The 22,870-nt window shown below is 71.4% G+C and carries 19 protein-coding genes and 2 pseudogenes; 15 read left to right on the top strand and 6 right to left on the bottom strand.

Annotation, left to right across the window (positions count from 1 at the left end):
• The first annotated feature begins 334 nt into the window (after positions 1-334).
• Positions 335-1,135, top strand: coding sequence for an 8-oxoguanine DNA glycosylase OGG fold protein (locus MXD57_RS22510; protein WP_250403562.1), 801 nt, complete (start codon positions 335-337; stop codon positions 1,133-1,135).
• A gap of 138 nt (positions 1,136-1,273) precedes the next feature.
• Positions 1,274-2,647 carry a Fic family protein gene (locus MXD57_RS22505; protein WP_250403561.1) on the top strand — a complete coding sequence of 458 codons (1,374 nt, stop codon included), beginning with the start codon at positions 1,274-1,276 and terminating at the stop codon, positions 2,645-2,647.
• A gap of 48 nt (positions 2,648-2,695) precedes the next feature.
• Here the strand turns inward: MXD57_RS22505 and MXD57_RS22500 are convergent, their stop codons facing one another.
• Positions 2,696-5,128 (bottom strand): DEAD/DEAH box helicase, encoded by a 2,433-nt coding sequence (locus MXD57_RS22500; protein ID WP_284505927.1) that lies wholly within the window; start codon positions 5,126-5,128, stop codon positions 2,696-2,698.
• A gap of 164 nt (positions 5,129-5,292) precedes the next feature.
• Between MXD57_RS22500 and tap the strand changes: the two genes are divergently transcribed.
• The 6 genes and pseudogenes from tap to MXD57_RS22465 all read left to right on the top strand — a co-directional run bounded on the left by tap (position 5,293) and on the right by MXD57_RS22465 (position 11,883).
• The gene (tap, locus tag MXD57_RS22495; protein WP_250403560.1) at positions 5,293-7,569 is read left to right on the top strand and encodes a telomere-associated protein Tap; all 2,277 of its coding nucleotides are present in this window, start codon (positions 5,293-5,295) and stop codon (positions 7,567-7,569) included.
• 12 nt (positions 7,570-7,581) lie between these two features.
• On the top strand, positions 7,582-8,139 hold the full coding sequence (gene tpg / locus MXD57_RS22490; protein WP_250403559.1) for a telomere-protecting terminal protein Tpg: 558 nt from the start codon (positions 7,582-7,584) through the stop codon (positions 8,137-8,139).
• A 48-nt stretch (positions 8,140-8,187) separates the two neighbouring features.
• A pseudogene (locus tag MXD57_RS22485) lies at positions 8,188-8,625 on the top strand (DNA-binding protein); the annotation flags it as partial.
• 668 nt (positions 8,626-9,293) lie between these two features.
• Positions 9,294-9,770: a hypothetical protein gene (locus MXD57_RS22475; protein WP_250403558.1), complete on the top strand. Its 477-nt coding sequence runs from the start codon at positions 9,294-9,296 to the stop codon at positions 9,768-9,770.
• A 155-nt stretch (positions 9,771-9,925) separates the two neighbouring features.
• Complete coding sequence (locus tag MXD57_RS22470) at positions 9,926-10,249, top strand: hypothetical protein (protein ID WP_250403557.1); 324 nt, start codon at positions 9,926-9,928, stop codon at positions 10,247-10,249.
• 695 nt (positions 10,250-10,944) lie between these two features.
• Positions 10,945-11,883 (top strand): BlaI/MecI/CopY family transcriptional regulator, encoded by a 939-nt coding sequence (locus MXD57_RS22465; protein ID WP_250403556.1) that lies wholly within the window; start codon positions 10,945-10,947, stop codon positions 11,881-11,883.
• A gap of 137 nt (positions 11,884-12,020) precedes the next feature.
• Here the strand turns inward: MXD57_RS22465 and MXD57_RS22460 are convergent, their stop codons facing one another.
• Positions 12,021-12,896, bottom strand: coding sequence for an MSCRAMM family protein (locus MXD57_RS22460; protein WP_250403555.1), 876 nt, complete (start codon positions 12,894-12,896; stop codon positions 12,021-12,023).
• Positions 12,880-13,764, bottom strand: a complete 885-nt coding sequence (locus MXD57_RS22455; RefSeq protein WP_250403554.1) for a hypothetical protein — start codon at positions 13,762-13,764, stop codon at positions 12,880-12,882. Before MXD57_RS22455 ends, MXD57_RS22460 begins: the two co-directional genes overlap by 17 nt.
• Before the next feature lie 347 nt (positions 13,765-14,111).
• On the opposite strand from MXD57_RS22455, the gene MXD57_RS22450 reads away from it, so the two are divergent.
• Positions 14,112-14,528: a DUF4259 domain-containing protein gene (locus tag MXD57_RS22450; RefSeq protein WP_250403553.1), complete on the top strand. Its 417-nt coding sequence runs from the start codon at positions 14,112-14,114 to the stop codon at positions 14,526-14,528.
• A 42-nt stretch (positions 14,529-14,570) separates the two neighbouring features.
• On the opposite strand, the gene MXD57_RS22445 is transcribed toward MXD57_RS22450, so the two are convergent.
• On the bottom strand, positions 14,571-15,842 hold the full coding sequence (locus MXD57_RS22445; RefSeq protein WP_250403552.1) for an MFS transporter: 1,272 nt from the start codon (positions 15,840-15,842) through the stop codon (positions 14,571-14,573).
• Positions 15,843-16,399: 557 nt separating this feature from the next.
• On the opposite strand from MXD57_RS22445, the gene MXD57_RS22440 reads away from it, so the two are divergent.
• The 3 genes from MXD57_RS22440 (at position 16,400) to MXD57_RS22430 (ending at position 17,622) form a co-directional block, all read left to right on the top strand.
• The gene (locus MXD57_RS22440; protein WP_250403551.1) at positions 16,400-16,543 is read left to right on the top strand and encodes a hypothetical protein; all 144 of its coding nucleotides are present in this window, start codon (positions 16,400-16,402) and stop codon (positions 16,541-16,543) included.
• The gene (locus MXD57_RS22435; protein WP_250403550.1) at positions 16,533-17,147 is read left to right on the top strand and encodes an NUDIX hydrolase; all 615 of its coding nucleotides are present in this window, start codon (positions 16,533-16,535) and stop codon (positions 17,145-17,147) included. The genes MXD57_RS22440 and MXD57_RS22435 overlap by 11 nt, the downstream gene beginning before the upstream one ends.
• Before the next feature lie 238 nt (positions 17,148-17,385).
• Positions 17,386-17,622, top strand: a complete 237-nt coding sequence (locus MXD57_RS22430; RefSeq protein ID WP_250403549.1) for a hypothetical protein — start codon at positions 17,386-17,388, stop codon at positions 17,620-17,622.
• Positions 17,623-17,688: 66 nt separating this feature from the next.
• Here MXD57_RS22430 and MXD57_RS22425 read toward each other — a convergent pair whose 3' ends face one another.
• A complete protein-coding gene (locus tag MXD57_RS22425; RefSeq protein WP_250403548.1) occupies positions 17,689-18,279 on the bottom strand; it encodes a hypothetical protein in 591 nt (196 codons plus the stop codon).
• Positions 18,280-18,992: 713 nt separating this feature from the next.
• Between MXD57_RS22425 and MXD57_RS31845 the strand changes: the two are divergent.
• Together MXD57_RS31845 and MXD57_RS22415 are read left to right on the top strand one after the other, a co-directional pair.
• Positions 18,993-20,619 (top strand): annotated as a pseudogene (locus MXD57_RS31845) (pentapeptide repeat-containing protein).
• Between the two features lie 349 nt (positions 20,620-20,968).
• Positions 20,969-21,868: an SOS response-associated peptidase gene (locus MXD57_RS22415; protein WP_250403547.1), complete on the top strand. Its 900-nt coding sequence runs from the start codon at positions 20,969-20,971 to the stop codon at positions 21,866-21,868.
• Positions 21,869-21,920: 52 nt separating this feature from the next.
• Here MXD57_RS22415 and MXD57_RS22410 read toward each other — a convergent pair whose 3' ends face one another.
• A complete protein-coding gene (locus tag MXD57_RS22410; RefSeq protein WP_250403546.1) occupies positions 21,921-22,307 on the bottom strand; it encodes a hypothetical protein in 387 nt (128 codons plus the stop codon).
• A 101-nt stretch (positions 22,308-22,408) separates the two neighbouring features.
• Between MXD57_RS22410 and MXD57_RS22405 the strand changes: the two genes are divergently transcribed.
• Complete coding sequence (locus MXD57_RS22405; protein WP_250403545.1) at positions 22,409-22,612, top strand: hypothetical protein; 204 nt, start codon at positions 22,409-22,411, stop codon at positions 22,610-22,612.
• The last annotated feature ends 258 nt before the right edge of the window (positions 22,613-22,870 follow it).

The following is a 22,870-nucleotide window of genomic DNA, read 5'->3' as shown; positions in this document are numbered from 1 at the left end:
GGCTGGACAAGCAAGATCCCACAACTAGCACAACATGGCTGCTCTGCGTAACCAGTTGAGCACCGGACCGTCCTGCCGGGCGGCTCTGCCGCATGGCACCGCACGATGACGACACCCAGCCGGCCGCACCGCGTTCCGCACGGACACCGACGTGGCGCAACCGAGTCGGCGCCTTCGAACACCGGACGCCCGACGCCGCTTGTGTGGGGATTCAGCACACGGCGTCCAGGTGTTTGGGGCGCGGGGCGCGGTGGGGGCCCGTATCTTCGAGTCCTTGCCCCGCGCGAGCTAGTGCAGGGGGCACAGGTGGGAGCAGGATCCATGGGGGCGGGCTGTGAGCAGACAGGACCGGGCGGATGCGGTGGACCGGGAAATGGCCAAGCGCCTGCTACCCGACGAGGCTCTACGGGCGCTTGCCCGGTGGTGGAGCGAGAACGCTGCACGGCTGCCCGACAAGACGCCCGGCGCGCACACGGTCCGCTACACGCCCAGCCGGTGGGCCCAGATCACGTCCTGGCCCGCAGCCCTGGCCTCCTCTTCCGGCGACGGTGACGCCGCGGTGAGCCGGGCGCAGGTGACATCGATCGTTGAGGACGCACTGCGGCGCGAAGCCTTCACAGAGGCCCTCGTGGCCACCTATGTGTGGGGGAAGGGCAAGGGCGGCTCCCCTGGCGGCAGCGGACCGGCCACGCTGCGAACGATCCTGGCCGCCGACGACCTGGAAGCGGCACTGGCCGATGCGGTCACCGCACTGAGCGAGCACAGCGCAGCAGCCGCCTACGCGACACTCCGCGGCCGCGTTCCCGGGCTCGGGCCGTCCTTCTTCACCAAGTTCCTCTACTTCACAGGCAAGACAGTCCCGCCGGCGAACGGCCCCGAGCCGCTCGTCCTCGACCGCGTCCTGGCCCGGCGCATGCGGTCCCTGGCCTCACAGGTTGGCCGGGAAACGGGCCACGACCCCGACGGCTCGATCGCCGCCTGGGTCTGGAGGGATCAGGACTGGTCACCCCACCGCTACCAGGTCTACCTCTCGTTCCTGCACGCCGCCGCCCACCAGGCAGCGTCCACCGACGGCTGGCCGTCCGACGCCTCACCCGACCTGCTCGAATACGCACTGTTCAACGCCGCATGGTGAGCATCCGGGTCCGGCACACCTGCCGCATCCCGACGCGCATAGAAGTACGCCAGACGTTCCCGGTGCGGCCTGGCGGGTGCTCCGGCGCGGTTCGGTAATCGGGTTGAACCGGTACGGGTGAGGCAAGAGACTTGCGCGGTGTTCGTAGAGCTCTCACCTCGCATCCTGACCTGGGACGAGGTGGACCCCGCCCGTCATCCGTTCGACAGCGAGGCGGCGGCGCAGGTGGTCAGATCGCTCGCCCCGGCCCAGCGGGTACCCCGGCGCCCCGACCTACCGCCGGGTGACCGGGTCCTATGCGACTGGGGCTGGGAGGAGGCCAGGCCCTGGGCCGACGCCATGACCCACGCACTGGCCGAGCACTACGGCCGCTGGGTCGCCGGCTGGCGATGGGCGCACGACGAAGGGGACTTCGACGGAGGGCCGGTCGGCAACTGGTCCCGTCCCCAGTACTCGGTCACCACCCCGGACGAAACCCTCGACCGGGTCACCGCGGCACTGCGGGAGTGGCGGGACTGGCTGGAAAGCCTAGCCGCACGGTTCGAGGCCTACCCATTGGACCTGGCCAGCATCGACGACCAGCGGATCCTGTGGGACCGCACCGCCCGCAACCTCATCCTGCACGTCACCGACCGCACCGGCTGCGGCAGCGGCTGGTACGCACACTGCCACCAGGTCCTCGGCTGGTTCCTCAGCCGCTGGGGCATCCCGGCCGACGACGCCGAGCACCTCGTGGAGCAGACGATCGGCGGCCGATTCGAAAGCTGGACCGGCCCCGACCCGGCGCTGGTCGAGGACATCGCCGAACGCCTCGCGGCCGCCGTACGACCCGACGCGGCCGCCCGAGCCGCCCAGTCGCCGCTGCCCGACCACCTCAAGCGCTGGCTCGCCGTGCGGGACGAGGTGCCGTGGCATGAGGCCGCCGACAGCACCGGGGACACGCCGGTGATACCCGTGCGCGACGGAATGGCGGAGGAGATCCGCACCTTCGACGCGATCCTGGACCCCGCCCGCGGACGAGGCCTGCTCACCGCCCTCGAGCTGATGCGGGCCGACGCCGCGAGCGGCGCCCGGCTGGACTTCGACCTCATCCAGCGCTGGCAACAACACGTCCTGGCCACACCCGGGCTGCCGCCGTTGCGCACCCTGCCCGCCTTCGCCAAAGGCGGCCGTGAACGCTACGGCATCGCCCCGGACACCCGCGCCCGCCTCGACGCCTGCCTCGCCGAAAGCACCAAGGACACAGCCCGGCCCCTGCCGCTGACCGCCCGGGCCGCACGCGCCTTCCTCGACGTGTGCTTCTTCCACCCCTTCGACGACGGCAACGCCCGCTCCGCCCTCCTCACCCTCCTCTTCGTCCTCGCCCGCGAAGACGTCGCACTCGACAGCGTGCAACTGCTACGCCGGGTCTCCTTCCACGCCGACGACCCGCAAGACGCACTGGCCCTCGCCCGCTACATCGACCTCCACCTGCGCGAAACCCGACGACAAGCCACCAACCCCACCCCCTGAACGGACGGCAACCTCGTTCGGCTGTGCCCGCACCAGTGGGGGCAGGGCTTACACCAGAACGGCCGGCACGGCGTCCTCGGCCGTCCAGTCCCCCTCGAACAGGGCGGCGACCAGGCGGACGTGGTGGTCGGGGAGCTGGTCGGCGCGGTGCCGGTGGCGGGCCTTGGCGAGCCAGGCGCCGAGCTTGACGGTGTCGCCGTCGACGCGGATGCTCTCGCGGGCGGCGGGGATGCGGCCTTCGCGGTGCAGGAAGAGCTCCAGCAACTGCACGGTCTCCTCGAACGTGCGGCGGGTACGGCGGGCGGGAGCCAGCGGGTTGGCCTCCGGAGTGAGGCCGAGCGCGGTCATCAGCTGCTGCTGACCGTCGGCAAGGGCCGCCCAGGTGGTGAGCTGGCGACTCAGCCAGGAGCCGATCTTCACGCCGCCGAGCTGAGTGTCGCGGGTGAGGGCGGCGGGGTCGGCGCCGGAGGCGAGGTGGGCGCGCAGCAGATGGTATTTGCGGTGCCAGTCCGCTCCGTGCGGCAGGCGCCAGTCGGCGGCGAGGGCGGTGAGGGCCTCGGCGCGGGCGGCGTCGAGTTCGCCCTTGGTGGCGAGGTGGCGTTGTTCGGCGAGCCAGGCGCCGACGGGGGTGGTGGCGGGGGCGGCGAGGTGACCGTGAGTGCGGTGGTAGTCGGCCGCGGCGGCCAGGCGGGAGCGCCAGGCGGCGTCGTGCTTGTCCCAGATCATGCCGAGCGCGTCGAGTTCGGCGATCCAGTCGGCTTCGAGGCGGCCGGTGGTGCGGGCGTCGCGCATGGTGGTGATGAAGGTGCCGAGGCGGTAGCCGGTGGGGTCGGTGTAGTCGGCGGGGACGTCGAGGTGGCCGTACTGGTCGCGGTAGGAGCGGGCGGCGGCCAGGCCGAGGCGGCGGGCGCGGGAGACGCCTTGGTCGCGGGGGTCGAAGGAGACCAGGTCCATCGCCTGGGCGATGCGTTCGGGGTGGACGGTGAAGTCGAAGTGCCAGCGCCGCGCGATGACGTCGCTGGTCTCCTTCGGCAGCCGGTTGGCCTTGTCCGGGAGGCGTTCGAGGATGCGGTGGTCGTGGCTGGCCAGCGCACAGGCGATTGCCCACACCGGCTCGTACGCGGTGCCCAGGACGTTCTCGCCGTCGGCGCCCGGCGGGATGTAGACGGGGACGATGAGGGAGGCGGTCTTGCCGGAGACGTCCAGGCGCAGGGCGCGGCCGAGGGCCTGGACGCAGCGGATGACGCTGCGGGTGGGGTCGGCGAAGACGATCCCGTCGACGCTCGGGATGTCGACACCTTCCGCGATCAGACGCGAGTTGGCGAGGATCGCGACGTCGGCGGCCGCGAACTGGGTGAAGATGTCGGCGCGCTGGGCGGGGGTGTGCTCGCCGTGGGCGAAGAACAGCTTCGGGTCGACGCCGGGGACGAGGTCGGGGTCGGTCTTGGCCAGCATGCGCAGGGTGTGCGGGAGTTCGCGGGTGAAGCGGCGGGCGTCGGAGACGAGGTTGAAGTAGACCAGGACCTTCTGCAGACGGTGCTCGGTCATGGCGCGCAGGACGGCCAGGTGCAGGGCGGTGGTGCGCAGTGCACTGTCGTCCTTCTCCTCCTGGGCCACGGTGCCGCCGGTGGTGGTGCCGGGGGCGGGCAGGTTCAGGCGGCGGCGCAGGTCGGTGTCGGTGAGGGTGGGCACCACGATCCGGTAGTCCGCAGCTCGGCCGTCTTCCACGGCCCTCGCGAGGGGGTATTCGACGACCTTCTTGCCGTACACCTGTTCGTTGTCCATGGAGTTGGCGAACGCATCCACCTCCGGGCCCTGCAGGCGCCGGCGGCGCGGGCGGATGAGGTCGGCGGACTCCGCCAGCTCGGGCGCGGCGAAGATGCGGGGCGTGGCGGTCATGTAGAGGCGGCGGTCGGCGTGGATGCGCTGGGCGTCGTTGACGATCGCCCACTTCTTGTCGGCCCGGCCGGCGATCCGGTGCGCCTCGTCCATGACCGCCAGGTCGAACGGCGGCACCGCGTACCCCGTCTTCTGGGTTTCCTCGATCTTGTTCAGCGAGTCGTAGGTGCAGATCACCGTCAACGCCCGGATCTCGTCGGGCCCCTCCCCCACCACCGACATCAGCCCGCCCAGCGCGTGCGGGCTCGTCGTCGACATCACCCGGGCCGCGACCAGATCCTCCCGGGCGTTCGTGTCCAGGGAGGACACGATCACCATGTGCTCGCTGTGGCCGTCCGCCCGCCAGGCCAGCGCCGTCTGCGCCGCCAGGTCCAAGGTGGGCACCACGAACAGCACCAGCCGGGCGCCGAGTTCGTCTGCCACCCGGATCGAGGTCAGCGTCTTGCCCGTCCCCGTCGCCGAGACGAACAGCCCGCGCGTGCCCGGGCGGTGCAGGTGGCGTGCGAGGCGGGAGACGGCTTCGGTCTGGTCGGGGTGGAGTACCGCCCTTCGGGGTCGGCCTCGTGCGGGAACGGCGGCCAAGGTCCTTCAGCCTTCCTGATCCGATTCGGAAGGTGTCCGGTGGGCCTTCCGTGCGGGCACCGTATCACCCCGCATACTGCCAGTACGGGAAACGCACGGTTTTTGCACGCTGGAAGTACGCAATGCGTCCGGTTCGTGGAGTAGGGTAGGGGCGGAGGTGCTTCATGTCCGAGTTGTTCGACGCGGTTGACGCGCTCGTGGCGTCCCGGTCGCCGCTGCCGCAGCCGGCGGAGCGCAGGCGGCTGCGCCAGGCGCATGCGCTCACCCTTGATGAAGTAGCAGCCGCCCTGGGCGTGCGGCGTGCGACCGTCGGCGACTGGGAGTCGGGCAAGACCGAGCCGCGGCCGCCGCAGCGGGAGGCGTACGCACGCCTGCTGGAGCAACTCGCCAAGCTCTACCCCACCCCTGAGAGCGCCGGTGCCGAGCAGGAGGACACCGCGGTGCCACAGCCCGTTGCGGCGCCCGCATCCCAGGCCACGGCAGCGGCGCCGTCGATGCCCCTGGTGGGCCCGCCGACGGCGTCGGCGAGCGGCTCCCCGGTCGCGACCGGGGCTGAGGCAGTCGAGGAGTCCGCCCCCGCTCCCTCAGCGGCCGTCCAGGCAGCGGCCACCGTGTCACGCCCGCGCGCCGAGGGGGTATCGCAAGGCTCGCGCCGTCCGGGTGCGACGAAGGCCGCCCCGGCGAAGACGCCCGCGCCCGGCGGTGTGTACGCGCACGGCCCGCTGCTCGTCCTCGACGCCGACGCCGACCGGAACGTGACCGGCTACGGCATCGGCGGCCTCATCCTGGACGTGCCCGCCAAGTCCCTGCCCGCCCTTGTCGAGTGGACGCTGAGCGAGGCTCAGCTCGGGGCGGAGCGGCTGCACGGTTCGGGCAAGGACGCCGATGCGCTGCTGGTGCTCACCGAGGCCGCGTGCGAACGGTACGGCCTGCCCGCCGTCCTGTCGGAGTCCGAGCGGCTTGCGGGGCGGCTCCCTGAGGGGCACAAGGTCATCAAGCAGCTCCAGCGCGCCGAGTGGAAGCTGACCAAGCGGGGGCTGGGGCCGTGGGCGCGGATCTACCGCCCCGCCCAGGGCAGCCGCCGCAGCTGCGTGCAGCTGAGCATCCCCTCATGGCGTGCTCTGGACGACCGCGCCTGGGGGCATGCCGCGCAGTTGGAGCCGGCGGAACTCGCCCGGGTGCTGGGGGTGTATGCGGCCCGGGTGATGACGCCGGTCGGCTCAACTGCCGTGACGGGGCTGCAGCTGATGACCGCGCTCAACCCGCCGACCCGCGCGAGCGAGCCGGACGCCGACGGCCGGCGGCACCGCGAGCACCGGCCCGGGTCACTGGGCACAGAGCCGGTGGACCCGGCGCCGTGCGAGGCGATCGACGGACACCCCGTCCTGGCCCATCTGCCCCGCTTCCACGTGCGCGGACCCGGCGAGAGGCTGTTCGAAGAGGCCTACGACTGGGCGCGGGATCTGACCGACGCCGAGTGCATGCAGCGCCACCTGGTCGGCCTGGATGTGAACCTCGCCTTCGGCGCGGCCGCCAACGGCGCCGTCGTCGGCCTGGCATCGCCGCCCGTGCACGTCACCCGCCCGGTCTTCGATGCGGCGGTGCCCGGCTCCTGGCTGGTCGACCTCTCCCACGTCGACCTGTCCCGGGTGAAGGTCGGCAAGCAGTGGCGCGACCTCGACGCCGCGCTGCTGCCAAGCCCGTTCACGCCGACCGGCGAACGCCCCACCGGTCCGGCCTGGTACGCCACGCCCACCGTGGCGTATGCCATCGAACTCGGCTACAGCGTCGCCCCGTTGGAGGCCTGGGTGCGCCGTGAGAGCGGCCGGTTCCTGGACGGCTGGTACAAGCGGCTGCGTGATGCCTACGTCGCCACCATGGCGGACCTCGGGGTGGGCGAGAAGCTGTCTCCGCAGGAGTTCTTGGAGGCGATGGACGGCTACAAGAGCCGTGATCCGGAGCTGGGCATCGTCGTGGACGCGGTCAAGATGACCGTGAAGGGCGGGATCGGCAAGCTGCAGGAGAAGGCGCGCGGCGGCGGATGGAAGCCGGGGCAGGCCTGGCCCGCGCTCGCCCGGCCGACGTGGCGGCCGGACATCCGCGCCACCGTCATCTCCCGGGCCCGGGTCAACATGCACCGCAAGATGCTCACCCTGGCGGCGGCCACCGGCCGTTACCCGGTCGCGGTCCTCTCCGACTGCGCCGTGTACGCCGCCGACGGGCCCGGCCCGCTGGACGTGCTGCCCTACGGCGCCGACGGCAAGACCGTACCGGGCTCGTTCCGGCTGGGGGTGTCGCCGGGGATGGTCAAGCACGAGGGCACCCAGAGCGTGCTGTGGGGGGCGGACGTGCTCGAGCAGCTCAGCGCCGACGGCAAGGTCGCCAACCTCGCCCGCTACATCAAGACCGGCGAGGTCACCGCCAGGGACACCGGGGAATAAGGGGACACGTCGATGGTCACGGTCAGGGAAGAGCTCGACAAGGCGGTGCAGGGCGCGTTCACGCGTCCCGTTCCCAAGTCGGCGGGGGCGCAGATGCGGTATCTGGTCCGACAGCACCAGCGCAGTACCCGGCGCGTCGCCGAGCTGCTCGGCATCAGCCAGCGCACCGTCGAGCGGTATGTGAACAACCAGATCAAAAAGCCCCGGCCGGAGCTCGCCGACCGGCTGGAGCGTGAGGCCCGCATGCGCTGGCAGCCGCAGATCCGGGCCAGGGCGAAGCAGGCCGCGGCCACCACGAGCGGCATCATGATCGATGTCCAGGCCCGGTTCGGCTACACCGCCGCCGTCGGCAGCACCGACCAGTCCCGCGTGCGTCACCTCACCCTCGCCCTGCCGCCCCGCCACGCCGCCCGCCTCCTTGCAGCCCAGGAAGCCGGGGTCGACGAGGACGACCTCCGCGAACTCGCGGCCGAGGCGTTGGGGGAGGTGTACTTCCGCGACGGCGGCCGCCGCGCCCACGGCCTCGAAGTGGAACTCAAGGACATCATCGACCTCCAGTTCGAGCTGTAGGCGGTCAGTGCGCCGGGCAGGAAGCAGGAAAGAGCGTCGGGGAGAGCTGTGACAGCAGGAGTGTTACGGACCGTGCCGCTGGCCGGGGAGCTGACTGCGTCGCTGATCGGCCGGGTCGCGGACCGCTACGGCCTGCCTGCCGCCGGCGTGCTGCGGCTGTGGACGTGCCGCAACTCCCCCGCCCGCGACGACGGCGGCGGCGTACGGGCCGACGCGGAGATCGTGCTCAACTCAGCCGGGCGGGATGTGCTCGCCGGACTGTGCGGGGTCGAACCGACGGTGCTGGCCCGCGCCCTGCCCGCTTTCAGCGTGGATGATCCCAAGATCAGCACCGGCCGGGAGGCCGGCCTGACGCAGGCGCGGTGGCGTGCGGCGGGCACGGTGGCGGGAGAAGCGGCGTTCGCCTGCCCGCTGTGCACCGCGCGGCGCACCGGGCAGACGGTGCGGGCGGTGCGGTATCTGCCGCGCTGGCAGCGGGTGTGTGTTCGGCACGGGCGATGGCTGCTGGACGCGGACGCCGACCAGCCGCTGGAACACCTCGACCTGCGCGGCGTCCCGGAGGTGGCGGCCGCGCAGCGGCGGTGGGCGGGGGCGGCGCGCCGTGCGGGGCGGGCCGGGGTGGAGGGCGGGGAGGTGTTCGCCTTGGCGTACGCGGTCGTGGCCTGGTGGTGGGAGGAGGCTCTGCACTGGGAGCGGGAGAACTCCGCGCTCACACTTCCGTACAGCAACGGCCCCACCGAGGGCGTCAACACCAAGACCAAGCGGATCGCGCGCCAGATGCACGGACGAGCAGGCTTCGCCCTTCTACGCCACCGCATCCTCCTCGGGTAGCGACACCCTCCGTCACCACCGAATGTGAGCCAGACCCTGTTCTCGTGGACAAAGCCACTGCCACCGACCACGCCCCCGACGAAGCCACCGAGCACTACCTCATCCAGACATGGCCAGCACCCCCGCAAGACGCGAGAGCGCTGCGCCAGACAGACCACTACGGAACCACCGTCCGAACAAGCTGACCACCAGCCGAGGCAACGCGCACCGGACGCCAGGCGATCCGGCGCTCGAAGACGGACACGGCATCCGCCGCGTCTATCCGCTCCCTCAAGGGCAGAGTCTGCAGCAGCGCCCGCCCCTTGAAACGCCCAGGCGTGCCCGTGAACGTACTCAGCGAAGCACAGATGAAGGCGCTCAGCCGGTTGCTCGTCTGCGGGATCCGGCAGGTGGACGCGTGCAACGATCGTGCGATGAAGACTCCTGCTCCCTCGTTCCGTCGGCGCTTGCTGATGGAGGCGCTGACCGTGCTGGCAGCCGATCCCCAGACCCAGATCACCTGGCTGGCCAGGCACAACGTGGTGACGGATGAGATCGCCCTGGACTTCGATCACGCCTTTGGCATGGCCGAGGTCCTGGCGGAGGAAGGGTATGTCGATCGTGGGGTCCTGCCCGACTTGCGGGAAATCGACGCCGTCCTCAGCGAGATGAGCGGTCCCGAGAACGCTGATCGGTGGACGAAAGACGCGTTGCACGTCGATGAAGGGTGGATTCGCGCCCGGCGACTGGCCCGGCGGGCTCTCGTTGCCGCACTGGGCGAATGGCAGCAGCCGTTGCCGGAGATCACCGTTGCCCGGTGACAGTTTCGCCGCGCCGGTCAAGCGGCCCGGGTATCACCAGATCGGGCAACGGACTGCGCAGCAACGGCTTCCCCCACCTGACGAACTGAGCACGTGCGGGCGCGCTTTCTGGCCACTACTCGCAGGTAGCGGTGCGAGAGGGCTGCTTGCGGGGGATGATCGCGATCGTGTTCGGCGAAGACATGCCCGGCTGTGTGCGGTGGGAAATCCTGATGCACGAGCGATTCAGCGACGTGTGGATCTGCAAAGACCTCGGCCGCGCCACCACCGACGCGGATCCCGCTGAGCTGGGCCGGACTCTTCTCGCCGCGTACCTCGCCGGCCGCGACAGCCGGGGCGAAACGTTCCGCGTCGTCGTCCGCGCCGACAACGGCAGCCAGAGCGTCATCACACCCGCCCACCTCACCGGCCCCGGCTGGAAAGCGGACCCGGCCATCTGCCAGGCCCTGCCCGCCTACCTTCGCGACACCCTCGCCTGACCTCAGTGCCATCTACGTCAGAGCCGGCGGAGACGGTGATCTCGCCTGGCATTGAAGCGCGCACTTCGTGTACCTATTCCGCGCAGACGGCGTGCGCTCGGGCGGCCTGCCCCTGCCCGAGGCCGCGCCGGATCCGGGCGTTGCGCAGCATCTCGCCCAGAGAGCGGGGAGGTATCCGACGACTGGCTGGAGACGGCGGCGCTCACGGCGGTGCGTGCCATCGCCAGGAGAGCCTCCCCTACACCAGGGGCACGCAGCAGATCGGTATGAACGACCAGGACACCATCGGTGCTGGGATGTTGCTGTGCCGCCTCCTTCGCGGAGATGACCGCGCAGGCAAGGTCGGACGCCGTCCCAGCGGCTGCGTTCATCCCTTGCCCCGCGCTCCCGCGCGACGGGGCCCTGTCCGGATCGACCGAGTTCCCTCGCCGGTAGGTTCCCGCCCGCACCGAGGCGCAGCAGGCGATGTGATGAGGTGACGTGACGCGGCCAGAGCTGTTCGTTTTCGCGTCACGTCACCTCATGGCGCATCTTGCTACGAATCCCGCCGCCGCGTGGTGGTAACCACCGTGGGGACAGGCAGCGCGACGGTCTCCGCTCTCACCGTGAGGGTGGTGACCGTGCGGAAGAGCAACTGTCGCTTGCTCGTAGTGACTAGCATCCGGCAGCAACAACCAGGTACAAGGAGTGTGGTCGTGGCCGACGAGCCCGCGAAGACGCCCATCCAGAACAAGTACGCGCAGAGTTACGCCGATGACCTCGCGGCCAATCGCAGGGAGCAGAGCGAGGTCACCGCGCAGATCGCCGGTCTGCAGGAGCGCCTGGATCAGCTCAAGGCAGAGGAAGCCTGGTTGGCCCGGGCGCAGGGCAGTTTGCCGGGAGCGGTGTCGAGCGCGCCCGAGGCGCAACCGGCCACCGGGGCGGCCGAGGCTCCGCAGGGGGCCGCGGCCGAGCAGGCCGACACCTCCGCACCGGCCGAGGAGGCCGCCGATGCGGCCCAGACTGTTCCCCAGCAGCGACGGGACCAGCCGGTGGAGGAGGCACAACCCGAGCAACCTGCCAGGAAGGCGGCCGCAGCCAAGAAGACAGCCCCGGCGAAGAAGACCACGGGCCGGAAGACCGCCGAGAAGGCCACCACCAGGACCACGGCGAAGAAGGCGTCGGCCGAGCCGGTGAAGAAGGCCGCCGCGAGGAAGACGTCGGCCGAACCGGCGAAGAAGACCGCCGCCTCGAAGAAGGCCACCGCGAAGAAGACGGCCGAGAAGGCACCGGCCCAGCAGGCAGCCGCCGCACCAGCGCCGGCGGGAAGGGCTGCGGCCGAGGAGAAGTCGGGGCCGCCGCTGTGGCAGCTCATCCTGGACATCCTGCGCACGGCCCCGGGGCAGCCGTATGTGGCCCGCGAGGTCCACGACGAGCTCGCGCAGCACCACCCCAGTCGAAAGACATCCGCCCAGACGGTGCGCAACAACCTGCAGACCCTCGTCAAGAAGGGCCTCGCCGAGAAGTCCCGCCAGCAGGGAAGCGTGATGTACACCGCCTACGCAGACACCGAGGCGGAGACGGCGCCCGCCGCGGACGGCGAGGCCGGTCAGGCCCCCGAGGGCGCTGCCGAGAAGGTCCCGGCGGAGGCCTGATCCCTGCTGCGCCCGCCCGGGCACCCGCGACGGCCGCGGGCCGAGCCCTGCAGGTGCCCGGGCAGAGCAACACGGCGCGCGGCAGTGGCCCCAGCCCCAGACCGGCGGCCATGTCACTCAGCCCGTCCGGCGGCTGGTCACTGGCTGTCGGAGGTGTGCGGGTGGCGGCGCCGGCGGGATCCGGCCCATACCGCGCCGCCTCCGGCGGCCACCAGGACGCCGCCCGCGCCGATGAGCCAGGGGGTGCCGGGTGAGCCGGTGTGGGCAAGTTGTGCGGTGGGCGTGACCGGCCGGTGCGGCACGGGCGTGGTCGGCTGGTGGGGCGTGGCCGGGGGTGGTGTGGTGGCCGGCGTGCGGGTGGGGGTCTTGGTGTCGGCGAGGGTGACGGCGGTCTGGGCGGCGGGGGTGGCGGTGAATCGCTGGGGTGTGGCGTCGGCCCGGTAGCCGTGCGGTGCGGTGGTCTCGCTGGCCCAGTACGAGGTGCCGTTCCTGGCGTTCACGTCGAGTTTGATCGTGGCGGTGCCGTCCGTGCCGGTGGTCAGTCGTGCGATCTCCTTGCCCCGGGTGTGCTTGCCGAGCGTGTCGAGGGTGTCGGCGTTGATGGTGATGACCGCTCCGGGCAGTGGCTTGCCCGTCGCCTTGTCGGTCTTCTTCACCAGCAGCTCCCCCGGCTTGAACGGGTCGATGACGGTGAGGGGGTTGGCGGCCGCCTGCTTGCCCTCGGTGATGGTGATGTCCTGGTCCGGTACGCGCTCGTGGATGCGGCTGCTGGTGTCCGTCTCACGCAGCCGGTAGACGCCCGGCTCCAGGCCGTCGAAGACCAGGGTGCCGTCGGCGCCGGTCTTTCCTTCGGCGACGACGCGGCCGCTGCCGTGCTCGATGAGCCGGAAGGCGGCACCGGCCAGGAGGTCGCCGCCGGGGTCCTGCTTGTGGATGGTCACACCCCCCGGGGCGGCGGTGACCTTGATGGCGGCGCCCGCGCTCGCCGTGGTGGTGTCACCGGCCAGCAGCATCCGCTGCGCCCTGCTGTCGTGGGGGGGTGAGGATCTTCAGGGCGGAGCCGGGCAGGTCCTTGGCGGTGGCGCGGACGGTGGCCGTGCCCTTGGTGTCGGCGGTGAACTCCCAGTCGGCGGTGCCGTCCGGACCGGTGGTGACCTGCCCCTGCTCGCCGGGCTGGCTGTGGGTGCCCGCTTCAGCGAAGGCGACCCTCACTCCGGGAACCCGGGCGCCGGAGAGCTGGGCGGTGACCGCGACGGTGACCGTCACCTTCGCCCCGGCCGGGGCCTGGGGCGCCTTCGGGGTGACGGTCAGCCGGTAGGGGCCCGCGTACTTCTTCGCCTCGGCCAGGAAGCGATGCGCTGTCGTCCGGGCGGACGAGGCCACCTGCGGGTAGGCCAGACGCTGCTTGCCGCGGGCGCCGTCGATGCCGTAGGTGCCGCCGGCCAGCCACTCGTACACGGCCGCGTCGACCGCGGCCGCCTGCGCGGCGTCCCGGGTCTGGCCGTACTTGCCCACGATGTAGGAGGCGTAGGCGAGATGGGCGTCGGGGACCCGGCGGCCGGTGACCGAGGACGTCCAGTGCTCAACCGTCTCCGGACCGGTGTAGCCGCCCGCCGCGTCCGGGCCCTTGCGCGTCGGATCGGCGCAGAACGTCTCGTAGTCGCCGTACACGGTCATGCCTGGCGGCCCGTAGGCGCCGATGTGGGAGCTGGCGGCGTGGCCGTCGCTGTCGGGGATCGCGTAGCCCGGTCCGAATCCGTCGTGGCCGTCCGCCGCTCCCGGCGCCGCGTAAGCGGCGGAGCAGACGAGGGTGCCGACCGCGGTGGCGGCGAGGACGGCGGCGGCCAGACGCGACGGCACACGGAGACAAGGTGCGTGCATGACGGGGATGAACTCCTTCAGTCGGTGCGGGCCCGGATACGGCAGCGCCCGCCCGGAGGGATGGATAAGCGGGGCCGGGCGGGCGCTGGGTCGGGGCGCTGCCGTAGGGCTACGGCAGCGCCGTCGGACAGAGGCGATCTCAGCAGGAGCGGCCCTCTCCCACCAGGGACAGAAGTGGACGGAATCCGCTAATTCCTCTGGGTGGGAGGCGAGTTGGTCCGGCGGTCTGGGCTGCGGAACGAAACCCCTCCTACGCCGCGGTCCCGGTCCGTCCGGCGGACCGGGACCGATGTCAGTGGCTCCTGGAACCATGCCTTCGTCCGAGACAGCCGTATCGGGAGCGATGCATGGGAACGTGGGGAACCGGCCCCTTCGACAGCGACCTCGCCGCCGACTTCGTCGATGAGCTCGAGGGACTCACTCACCAGCAGGTCATCGAGGTGCTGGGGCGGGCATTCCAGCGAGTCATCGACTCGGGAGAACGGGTCGATGGCGCAGACGGGGCCGAAGCTGTGGCCGCCGGTGCCCTCGTCGCCAGCACCCTCCCGGACAGTCCCCTCGTGATCGACCCCGATGACGGCCCCAGGGAACCGCTGCCCGAACTGCCCGCCGTCCTTGGCGCGTCGGCGAGACTCGCACTGAACCGGGTTCTCCACGACGGATCAGCAATGGCAACCGGCTGGGTGGACAGCGCCGACGCCGGCCAGTGGCGCCAGGAAGTACGACAGGTCCTCGAAGCACTCGAAGCACCCACTGATCAGTAGCCGTGACCGCTTCACGGAAGTCATGCCGGGGGGCGGCTCGTCTCACACCGGGCTGGCTGCGGGTGCGGTGCGGGCGCAGAGCAGCAGTGCGCAGCCGGCGGCGGCCATCAGCGGGACGGCGAAGTGGCCGCTGAGGGGGCCGGCCAGGGCTGTGCCGCCGGCCAGGCCGAGACGGATCGCGCTGGACATCCAGCCGACCGCCTCGGTGGACGTGCCCGGCGGGGTGAGTGCGGTGGCGGTCAGGCTGGCGACGGTGAGCAGGGGAACGAACACGGCACCCGGCAGCAGCGCCAGGAGGAGGACCGCGGAGGCGGGGAGCGGGGCGAGCGGGGGGGGGAGCCAGCAGGCCGTGTATGCGGTACCCAGCAGCATCAGGTGACGCGGGCGCGGGACGGTGGTGGGCTGGAAGCGGGTGAAGAGGACGCCGCCGAGGAGCCCGGCGGCGGAGAACGCGGCGGGCAGCGTGCCCGCCAGCCACGATGCGTCCTGCCGGTCGGCCACGGCGATTGCTGCGACGTCGAGGGCCCCGACGGTGGCGCCGAGGAGGACCAGGGAGAGCAGCAGGGGGCGCATGGCGGGTGGGCGCAGGACGGCGAGCCGCTCGCGGCGGCGTGGTGCGGCGCGCCAGGTGCGGGCCGGTGGGGTGGTGGCGAAGGCGAGGGAGCCGGCCACGGTGACGGCGGCGGCCAGGGCGAGGGCCGCGGCCGGACAGAGCCAGGTGGCCGTCGCGATGGCCAGGGCGGGGCCGGTGACGTAGACGATCTCTTGAGTGGAGGAATCCAGGGTGTAGGCGGTGCGTACGTGTGCGTCGTCGGGGAGAACGCAAGTCCACAGGGAGCGCAGTGCGCCCTCCAGCGGTGGGCATCCGGCTCCTGCCAGGGCGACGCACCCGGCGGCCAGTGGCAGGTGGGTGGTGCCCGCTACGGCCAGGGTGCCGAGCGTGGAAGCGACCAGGGCCGCGCCGAGGTAGCAGGGCAGGAGCAGGCCGCGCAGGTCGGCCAGCCGTCCCAGCAGCGGCAGTCCGAGCGCCGGGGCGATGCCATAGAGCGCGGCCAGCAGGCTGGCGCTGGCCAGGCAGTGGCCGTCGGCCTGTGCCGCCAGGATCAGGGCGACGGGCACCATGCCCAGCGACAGGCGTCCGGTCACCGACGCGATCAGCAGGCGGCCGCAATATCGGTGGTGCAGCACGTCGAGGAAGGTCGGCGGGCTGGATGGCGGCGGGTCGTCGGCCGGTGCGGGCGGGGGGAACGGCTGGGGTGCGCGGGCCGGCGCGTCGGTGGTGCGGGGGACGTCACGGACCTGCGCGTGGGCCATCGCCTGCCTGCCTCTGCCATGGGAAGTCGAGTCGAGATGTTGCGCGCGGGGGGAGGTGCCCGCACGGCGGGCTCGTCAGGGCGCACGCCGTGCGGGCGATGGGCAGCGGCACGGGGATGCCGCCGGGTGAGACAGCCCAACAGGGCATGCAGGCGGCTTCAACGCCGCTTCCCCTTCCACGGTCGGCATCAGGCATCAGTCGCAGCCTCTGGTTCGGCGTTCCCCCGTACCGGTCCGTCTCACGGGTCCGCCGGGCCGCACCGCTGTACCCGCCGCGGCGACGACGGTGACGGCGCGGCAGCGGTCCCGCCTGCTGGCTCCGCGACGTGGCCTCGCTCTCCCCCGCGGGCCGAATCCGCCGGGCGCCAGCCGGTGCCTGGCGTGGTTGCAGCGCCCGGTCGGCAGGTAGGTCCGTGGGACGGGAGGCGCAGCCGGGTTGTTCGGGGAGATCGTCCCGCCCGGCGGCGTGTAAGGCGGCCAGGCGGACTGCGGCGGCTCGGGCGGGCGTAGATGGGGTGGCACCTGCTGCCTTTGGCGATCCCTATGCAGCCGATGACGTGAGCCCCCGCACCGCCCCGAACCCGCCCGATGAGGACCCGGCCATCGGCTGGCAGTTGTCCTCTTCCGAGGCCGATACGCACGCGGCCGTCGCCGGGCTCGCCGCCGGTCTGTCCACCGCGGGCCGGGGAGGTGCCGCGTGAGGCCCGCCGTGCCGGGGCCACGCTTCTCACCCTGCCCGCCGAGGTCGGTGACCGGATGGACCACACGCCCGAGTCCGCGTACGCGCATCTGCGTGACACCCGCCCCGCGTTGTTCTCAAGTCCGTCCGGCGACGGTGCGATCGGCATCATGCGCTTGCGGATCGTCCCCGCGCGGCCGGAGCCGTCGGTGGCCGTCCTGCCTTTGCTGGACGGCCAGGTCGTGCTCGTCGACCGGTTCCGGCACGCCGCCCGCACCTGGCAGTGGGAGATCGTCAAGGGCCCCGGAGCCGCGGACGTGGACGACGCTCAGAACGCGGCCGGACAGCTGCAGGACCTGCTCGGGGCGAACGCCTCGGACCTGATCGGCCTGGGCCGAGTTCACCCGGACCCGGCGATCCTGGCCGAGGTGGTGATGCTGTACGCCGCGCGCATCGACCGAGTGGGCGAGCTCGGGCACGACGCCGGGATCCGCCGGGCGCGTCTGGTCGTCTTCACCGAGGCGGAGCAGATGGTGGCGACCGGTCAGATCACCGACGCGGTGACGATCACCTCGTTGTTCCGGGCCCGGCAGGCGGGTCTGGGTGAAGAGGGCCCGGCCGTGTGACGGGGCACAGCAACGCGGCCGGCTGCTGATGCGGGCGCGGCAGCCGTGACGGCGGGCGGGCTTCCCCGCAGGCAGGCGGCCGCGACCGCTCGGGGTGGTGAGATGTCCCCGGGGAGGGAAAGCGATCACCAACGGCTCGCGACGTTGCGCAAGCGCAGCACGGCACTGCCCCCGGACACCCAAGTGCCGCCGGGTGCGCCGCCCGCGTCCGGTCCCGAGCGCAGGCAGGAGGCCGCAGGTGACCGCCATACCCGAGGGCCGCGACTGGACCCGGATGAAGCGCGCCGACTTCGACGACTCCGCGCCGCTCAACCTGGTCGATGCGGCCGTGTGTCGGCCGGTGCCCGCCGTGCCCGACGAGTGCGGGACCCAGGCACTGTTCGGGAAGGACCCCAAGCCCCCGCGTCCGCGCCGCCCCCGCACGCCGGCCCCGGCATCCCTCGAGGATTTCGAGAGCACGGACACCTTGTTCTGAACCAGGTTCTTCGAGCGCAGGCCAAAAAGACACTGTGTGCTGGTACTCCCCCGGACCGGCCGCTGGTCAGCGTTGGCCGGTGCGTCGGTGCTGGGGGCGTGGCGTGCGCCGGCCCGAGCGGCGGCCGGGAGCCGGAGCGCCGTCGGCGGGCGCTGTGCCGGGTGAGGAGAAGCCGCCGGGGACACCCGGCTGGGCGGGAGCCGGCACCGCGGCGGCGGCAGGCTGCTCGACCGTTCGGCGGGGGCGCGCGGCGCGGGCGACGACGGTGGTGTGCGGGATCAGTGGGGCGCAGGCCGCGCAGACTTCCTCGATGGTCCACACGCGGCCCACGGTGGGGTCGTGACGCAGGATGAGGGTCACGGCGCCGGCGCAGTGCGTCCGGATGTCCGGGTGTGCCTCGCATCGGGTGGAGCCGCAGTGGCACCAGGCGTTGGGGCGGACGGTGGCCGCCTTCGCGTGCGCGGCGGCGTGCTGCGCGGCGAACGCGCGCAGCGCGGCCAGGTCCTTGGAGCGGGGCGGCATCCGGCAGGCCGTGGTGGTGCAGGAGACGGTGGCGGAGCGGTCGCTGTGCCCGGTGAGCCGGATCGTCCAGGCCCGCCCCGGGACGCGGTCGGTGGGGGGTTCGGTGTGCGCGGTCGTCACGCGGGCATCGTCCATTCATCGAAGGGTGGAACGGGTGTGTCGGTCCACTATGAGCTACCCGCCTGCCGTAGGGGCATCCGGTTTGTTCCGATGGCGCTATCGAAGTGGTGGTGAGGGGCTGTGGCTACGTAGGCCACATCCGGAAACGATTGTTGTCGGATTTCGCGAACGACCGCGGATGGCTGCTGCGGAAATGTTGGCGAGAACCAGGAACAGGGTTCTGTGCATGTCGCGCTGCGGCGGCTCGCTGCTGGCCCTCGGGGGGCAGTGGCGTCATGAGCAGCGGGTGGATGTCCGGTTTGTTGAACCTGCCTGTGTTCTTGTCACTTGGCTGGCAGGCTGGGCTGGTGGAGAGCGACTGGCCGGCAGGGGGTTGTCGGAAGCGAAGAGAGCTGGGGCGTGGGCCTCGCCACCAGGCCGACCCGCCACCCCCGCAGGGAAGCTGGCAACAGCCCCTGCGGGCGTACAGCTCCTTCCCCGACGGCAGGACCTGAACAGAGACCACAACGTCTGTCGTCGCCCCTGCCCCGAGACACAGCATCGGAGCCACCGCCCGCATGAACACACCGTCGAACCCGATACCGACTCCACCTCCCTGGCCGCACTGCGCACACGGCGCGGATCCCGCCGGCGACCCCGTCGGTTGCCCCGGCATCCACGTCCCCGGGCACACCGCATGCCTGGCGCACCTGACTGACGCCGACCGCAACACACACCTGGCCAGCCTGATGCCTGGCGCCGACATCGACCACCGCGGAACCCACTTCACCGAACCGCTCCTCACCTCACTCCTCCACGCTCTCCATGACCCCACCACCCAAAGACCCCACCTCGGCGCCGCCCAGTTCGACAGGGCACAGTTCTCGGGGGACGCCCTGTTCGGCGGGGCGCAGTTCTCCGGCGAGGCGTGGTTCAACGAGGTGCAGGTCTCCGGCGCCGCCGAGTTCGGCGGGGCGCAGTTCTCCGGCAGCGCCGAGTTCCGCGAAGCGCAGTTCGCTGGCCACGCCAGGTTCTCCGAGGCGCAGTTCTCCGACACCGCCGGGTTCTGGATGACGCAGTTCTCCAGCGGCGCCTGGTTCGGCAAGGCGCAGTTCTCCCGCTACGCCTGGTTCGGCAGGGCGCGGTTTTCCGGCGACGCCGACTTCGGGGAGGCACGGTTCTCCGGCGACGCCCAGTTCAAGGGGGCGCGGTTCGCGGTGCTGTCGCGGTTCGGGCCGTTGGCATGCGCGCAGAGGGTCGATTTGTCTGGTGCGGTGTTCGAGGCGCCGGTGACGCTGGAGATCGCGGCGCATGAGGTGCTCTGTGTGCGGACCCGGTGGGAATCGACGGCGACCGTGCGCCTGCGCTACGCCCGGGTGGACCTGAGCCACGCGGTGCTGTCCTTCCCCGTAGCGGTCATCACCCATCCCACGGCCTTTGCGGTCTACCCAGAGGCCCGCCTCAGCGAGAGGGTGCCGGTGAACGAGAGCCTGCTGGACGGCTCAGCCGAGGTACGGGTGGCTTCGGTACAGGGTGTGGACGCTGCACACCTGGTCCTGACCGACACTGACCTGTCCGACTGCCTGTTCACCGGGGCCTTCCACCTCGACCAGCTCCGGCTGGAAGGCCGCTGTACCTTCGCCCCCACCCCCCGCACGCTGGCACCGCCGCGGCATACGTCCGGTGCGTTGGACCCGGCGGCGCACCCTTGCCGAGGAACACCACTGGCGGGCCCTGTGGAGCGGGCAGCCCGCCGCAGCCCCGGGCCGGCCGCCCTCGCCCAGCGTTTGGCGCACCGGACCACGCCATCCACACCCCGCCCTCACCCCCGGCCCGGAGGATGTCGCCGCCAACTACCGGCAACTCCGTAAGGCATTCGAGGACGGCAAGAACGAACCGGGAGCGGCCAACTTCTACTACGGTGAGATGGAGATGCGCCGCCACGACCACACCGGCACCCCGCCCGGCGAACGCGGCCTGCTGCACGGCTACTGGCTGCTCTCCGGCTACGGCCTGCGTGCCTCACGCGCACTGGGTTGGCTCGCTGCCGCGATGCTGGTGACGATCACCTTGCTGATGGGCTTCGGGATCCCCCAGGACTCGCCGAAGCAGCAAGCGACCGGCACTGTGCCGCCTGGCGGAGGCACGGCCACCTTCGTGATCGACAAAAAGGACCCGCGGAACCCCACCGGGGACAGATTCACCAGCAAGCGGTTCGACAAGGCCCTGAACGTCACACTCAACTCCGTGGTGTTCCGCTCCAGCGGACAGGACCTGACCACCAGCGGCACCTACATCGAAATGGCCTCCCGCCTCCTCGAACCCACCCTCCTCGCCCTGGCCGCCCTTGCCGTACGCGGACGCATCAAACGCTGATCACCCCAGGCGTTCAAAGAGCTGAGCGCACGACCCTCGGCATGCAGGGTTGAGCACAACCACGGTCCTGAAGCAAGCACTGAAGTGTTCTCGGAACTCGGCAACATCAGTTCTCAGAAGAGAGGAGTGTTCCTGCTGCCGAGCAACAGACGTTCTCGAAACCCACCTACAGAGCCAGGGGCTGTCGGGTCCGGCCCGCCCGGTCGGCCATGCTCACGGGCGACGCCAAGGGCTGCTTCACCGTGTCGGAGGGGGAAACCGGCGAAGGACAAGCGGGCAGGTCCGGGTCCGATCTACATTGCGTGACATGTCTGCAACTGCCACGAATGCATGGGGCCCTTGGCGTCGCGTGAGCACCGTAGAGGAGGGGTTCGAGCACGTCTGCTTCGTTCGCCGCGATGACGGCGCGGAAGGGGTGCTGAAGTCACGGAAATCGAACAGCGACTACATGCGCCAGCGTTTCCAGCAGGAGGTGCGGCGGATGGAGGAGCTGACCCGGGACGGGGTCACCGGGATCGTTCCGGTGCTCGACGCCGATCCGCAGGATCCGCCGCAGTGGTTCGTCATGCCGAAGGCCACCAAGCTGCGCGATGCGAAGGAGGCGCAGATCGGCGCGCGGATGATCAACGCCCGGGTGGAGACCGTGCACGAGAAACCGGCCTTCCGCCGCGCGTTCCTCAAGCGCCGCTGCCTGCTCCCCGCGGACGGCTTCTACGAGTGGGTGCCGGGCACGGACCCGGCCACCGGCAAGGCGCGCAAGCAGCCGTACTTCATCCACCCCGAAGACGAGCAGGTGATGGCGCTCGCCAGGCTGTACGAGTACTGGCGCGACCCGGCTGTCACCCAGGACGACGACCCGGCCGCCTGGCTGATGAGCTGCACCATCATCACCACCGAGGCCACCGACGCAGCCGACCACGTCCATCCCCGCATGCCCCTGGCCCTCACCGAGGACCACTACGACGCCTGGCTCGACCCCACCCACCACGACGCCGACGAACTGCGCGCCCTCCTCGAGCAGCCCGCCGGCCGAGACGGGGTCGCCGGTCCGCGAGAGTCCCGCGCACTCCGCCCCGCCCGGCGTCGAACAGCACGCTTGCCTCGGCCACCTTCTGCGGTTCGGGCAGCGCCCCGTCCAGAGTCAGCAACCACAACAGGACCGGCAGGGCAAGATCCCGCTCGCTCTCACCAAGTCCCCCCGTCAAACGGTGGATCCGTGCCGCATGTCCAGGTGCCGCCCGCTCCATAAGGCTCGCCGTCTCCAGCCCGTCGAGCGGAAGGTGGGCCTGGCAGTGCCGCAGCTACAGCATCCCGGCCCGTAACTGACCCGGGGCGTGCTCCGCGTCGCCCACCAGCGCGAGTGCCATAGCGGCGGAGGCCCGCAAGGCCTGTGCGGCGGCCGGTTCGTCCGGGCGATACGGCCCGTGTCCTGCAAGGGCCCGCACGCTGGTCGCGGCGGCGGCTCTGGGAGCCAACAGCCGGTGGACGTCCGTCTCCCCGTCACACAGGATGCGCAGAACCTCGGTGTCCTCGGCGGCAACGCGTTCCCGCAGGTAAGGAAGGGCAGGCTGCTCCGGTGAGAGCAGAGCATCCCGCGCACGCCTGGCGGCCCTCCGGTCAGTCAGCGACAGCTCCGACGTCAGTAACGCGCCAACGTCCAACGCTGCTGACGGCTGGTTGGCCACCATGCCTCCCCCCTGCCCCACCGGCGGTAGCGCGCCGTCCGCCGGTCCACCGGCACATGATGGCAGCCGAGGCACCAGGAGAAGGGAGACTTGGGGAGATCCGGATGCTCTTGTCTGTTCTTCCCACTGTCTTCACGGCCGCTATCGCGCACGGCGGCCGCGGCGGCGAGGCGGTCCAGGCGCATGAGGAGGCTCTCGAAGGTCACGATCAGTTCGTGACCTTCGTAGCGGCACCCGGCACGGACGGCCTGGCCGTCAGTGTCCCACCGGGCGAGCGCTGGCATCTGGTTGGCATTGCGCTCAGCTAAGGGGCCCGTCTCGCGCCAACAAGACGGGCCGGTTACGACGGTGCGTCCGGGCTCAGCGGAGCGCGGTGCCGGGTCCTGGCATGCGGTTGTGCGAGATTGATGCCAGTACAGCAAGTGTCGCTCGACGACTAGGTTGTTCGCCAATGCTGGGCCTACACGCTGGCCGGTCGGGGACGCGCGGCGCGCCCACGGCCGTGAGCTGCGGTGTTGACGCTATAGGGCGGTTGTTCGGCGGACCGGTTGGCTGTCAGCGTGTTG

Source organism: Streptomyces cellostaticus (genome assembly GCF_023630175.1).
Taxonomy (GTDB): Bacteria; Actinomycetota; Actinomycetes; order Streptomycetales; family Streptomycetaceae; genus Streptomyces; species Streptomyces cellostaticus_A.
This window is presented reverse-complemented; position numbering and strand designations above follow the sequence as displayed.

Excerpts from the sequence above, each read along its gene's own strand:
- MXD57_RS22470 (WP_250403557.1), top strand. The coding sequence starts at position 9,926 with ATGATCGCGATCGTGTTCGGCGAAGACATGCCCGGCTGTGTGCGGTGG.
- tpg (WP_250403559.1), top strand. The coding sequence starts at position 7,582 with ATGGTCACGGTCAGGGAAGAGCTCGACAAGGCGGTGCAGGGCGCGTTC.
- MXD57_RS22460 (WP_250403555.1), bottom strand. The coding sequence starts at position 12,896 with ATGCTGCTGGCCGGTGACACCACCACGGCGAGCGCGGGCGCCGCCATC.
- MXD57_RS22450 (WP_250403553.1), top strand. The coding sequence starts at position 14,112 with ATGGGAACGTGGGGAACCGGCCCCTTCGACAGCGACCTCGCCGCCGAC.
- tap (WP_250403560.1), top strand. The coding sequence starts at position 5,293 with ATGTCCGAGTTGTTCGACGCGGTTGACGCGCTCGTGGCGTCCCGGTCG.
- MXD57_RS22405 (WP_250403545.1), top strand. The coding sequence starts at position 22,409 with ATGCTCTTGTCTGTTCTTCCCACTGTCTTCACGGCCGCTATCGCGCAC.
- MXD57_RS22425 (WP_250403548.1), bottom strand. The coding sequence starts at position 18,279 with ATGGACGATGCCCGCGTGACGACCGCGCACACCGAACCCCCCACCGAC.
- MXD57_RS22455 (WP_250403554.1), bottom strand. The coding sequence starts at position 13,764 with ATGCACGCACCTTGTCTCCGTGTGCCGTCGCGTCTGGCCGCCGCCGTC.
- MXD57_RS22445 (WP_250403552.1), bottom strand. The coding sequence starts at position 15,842 with ATGGCCCACGCGCAGGTCCGTGACGTCCCCCGCACCACCGACGCGCCG.
- MXD57_RS22410 (WP_250403546.1), bottom strand. The coding sequence starts at position 22,307 with ATGGTGGCCAACCAGCCGTCAGCAGCGTTGGACGTTGGCGCGTTACTG.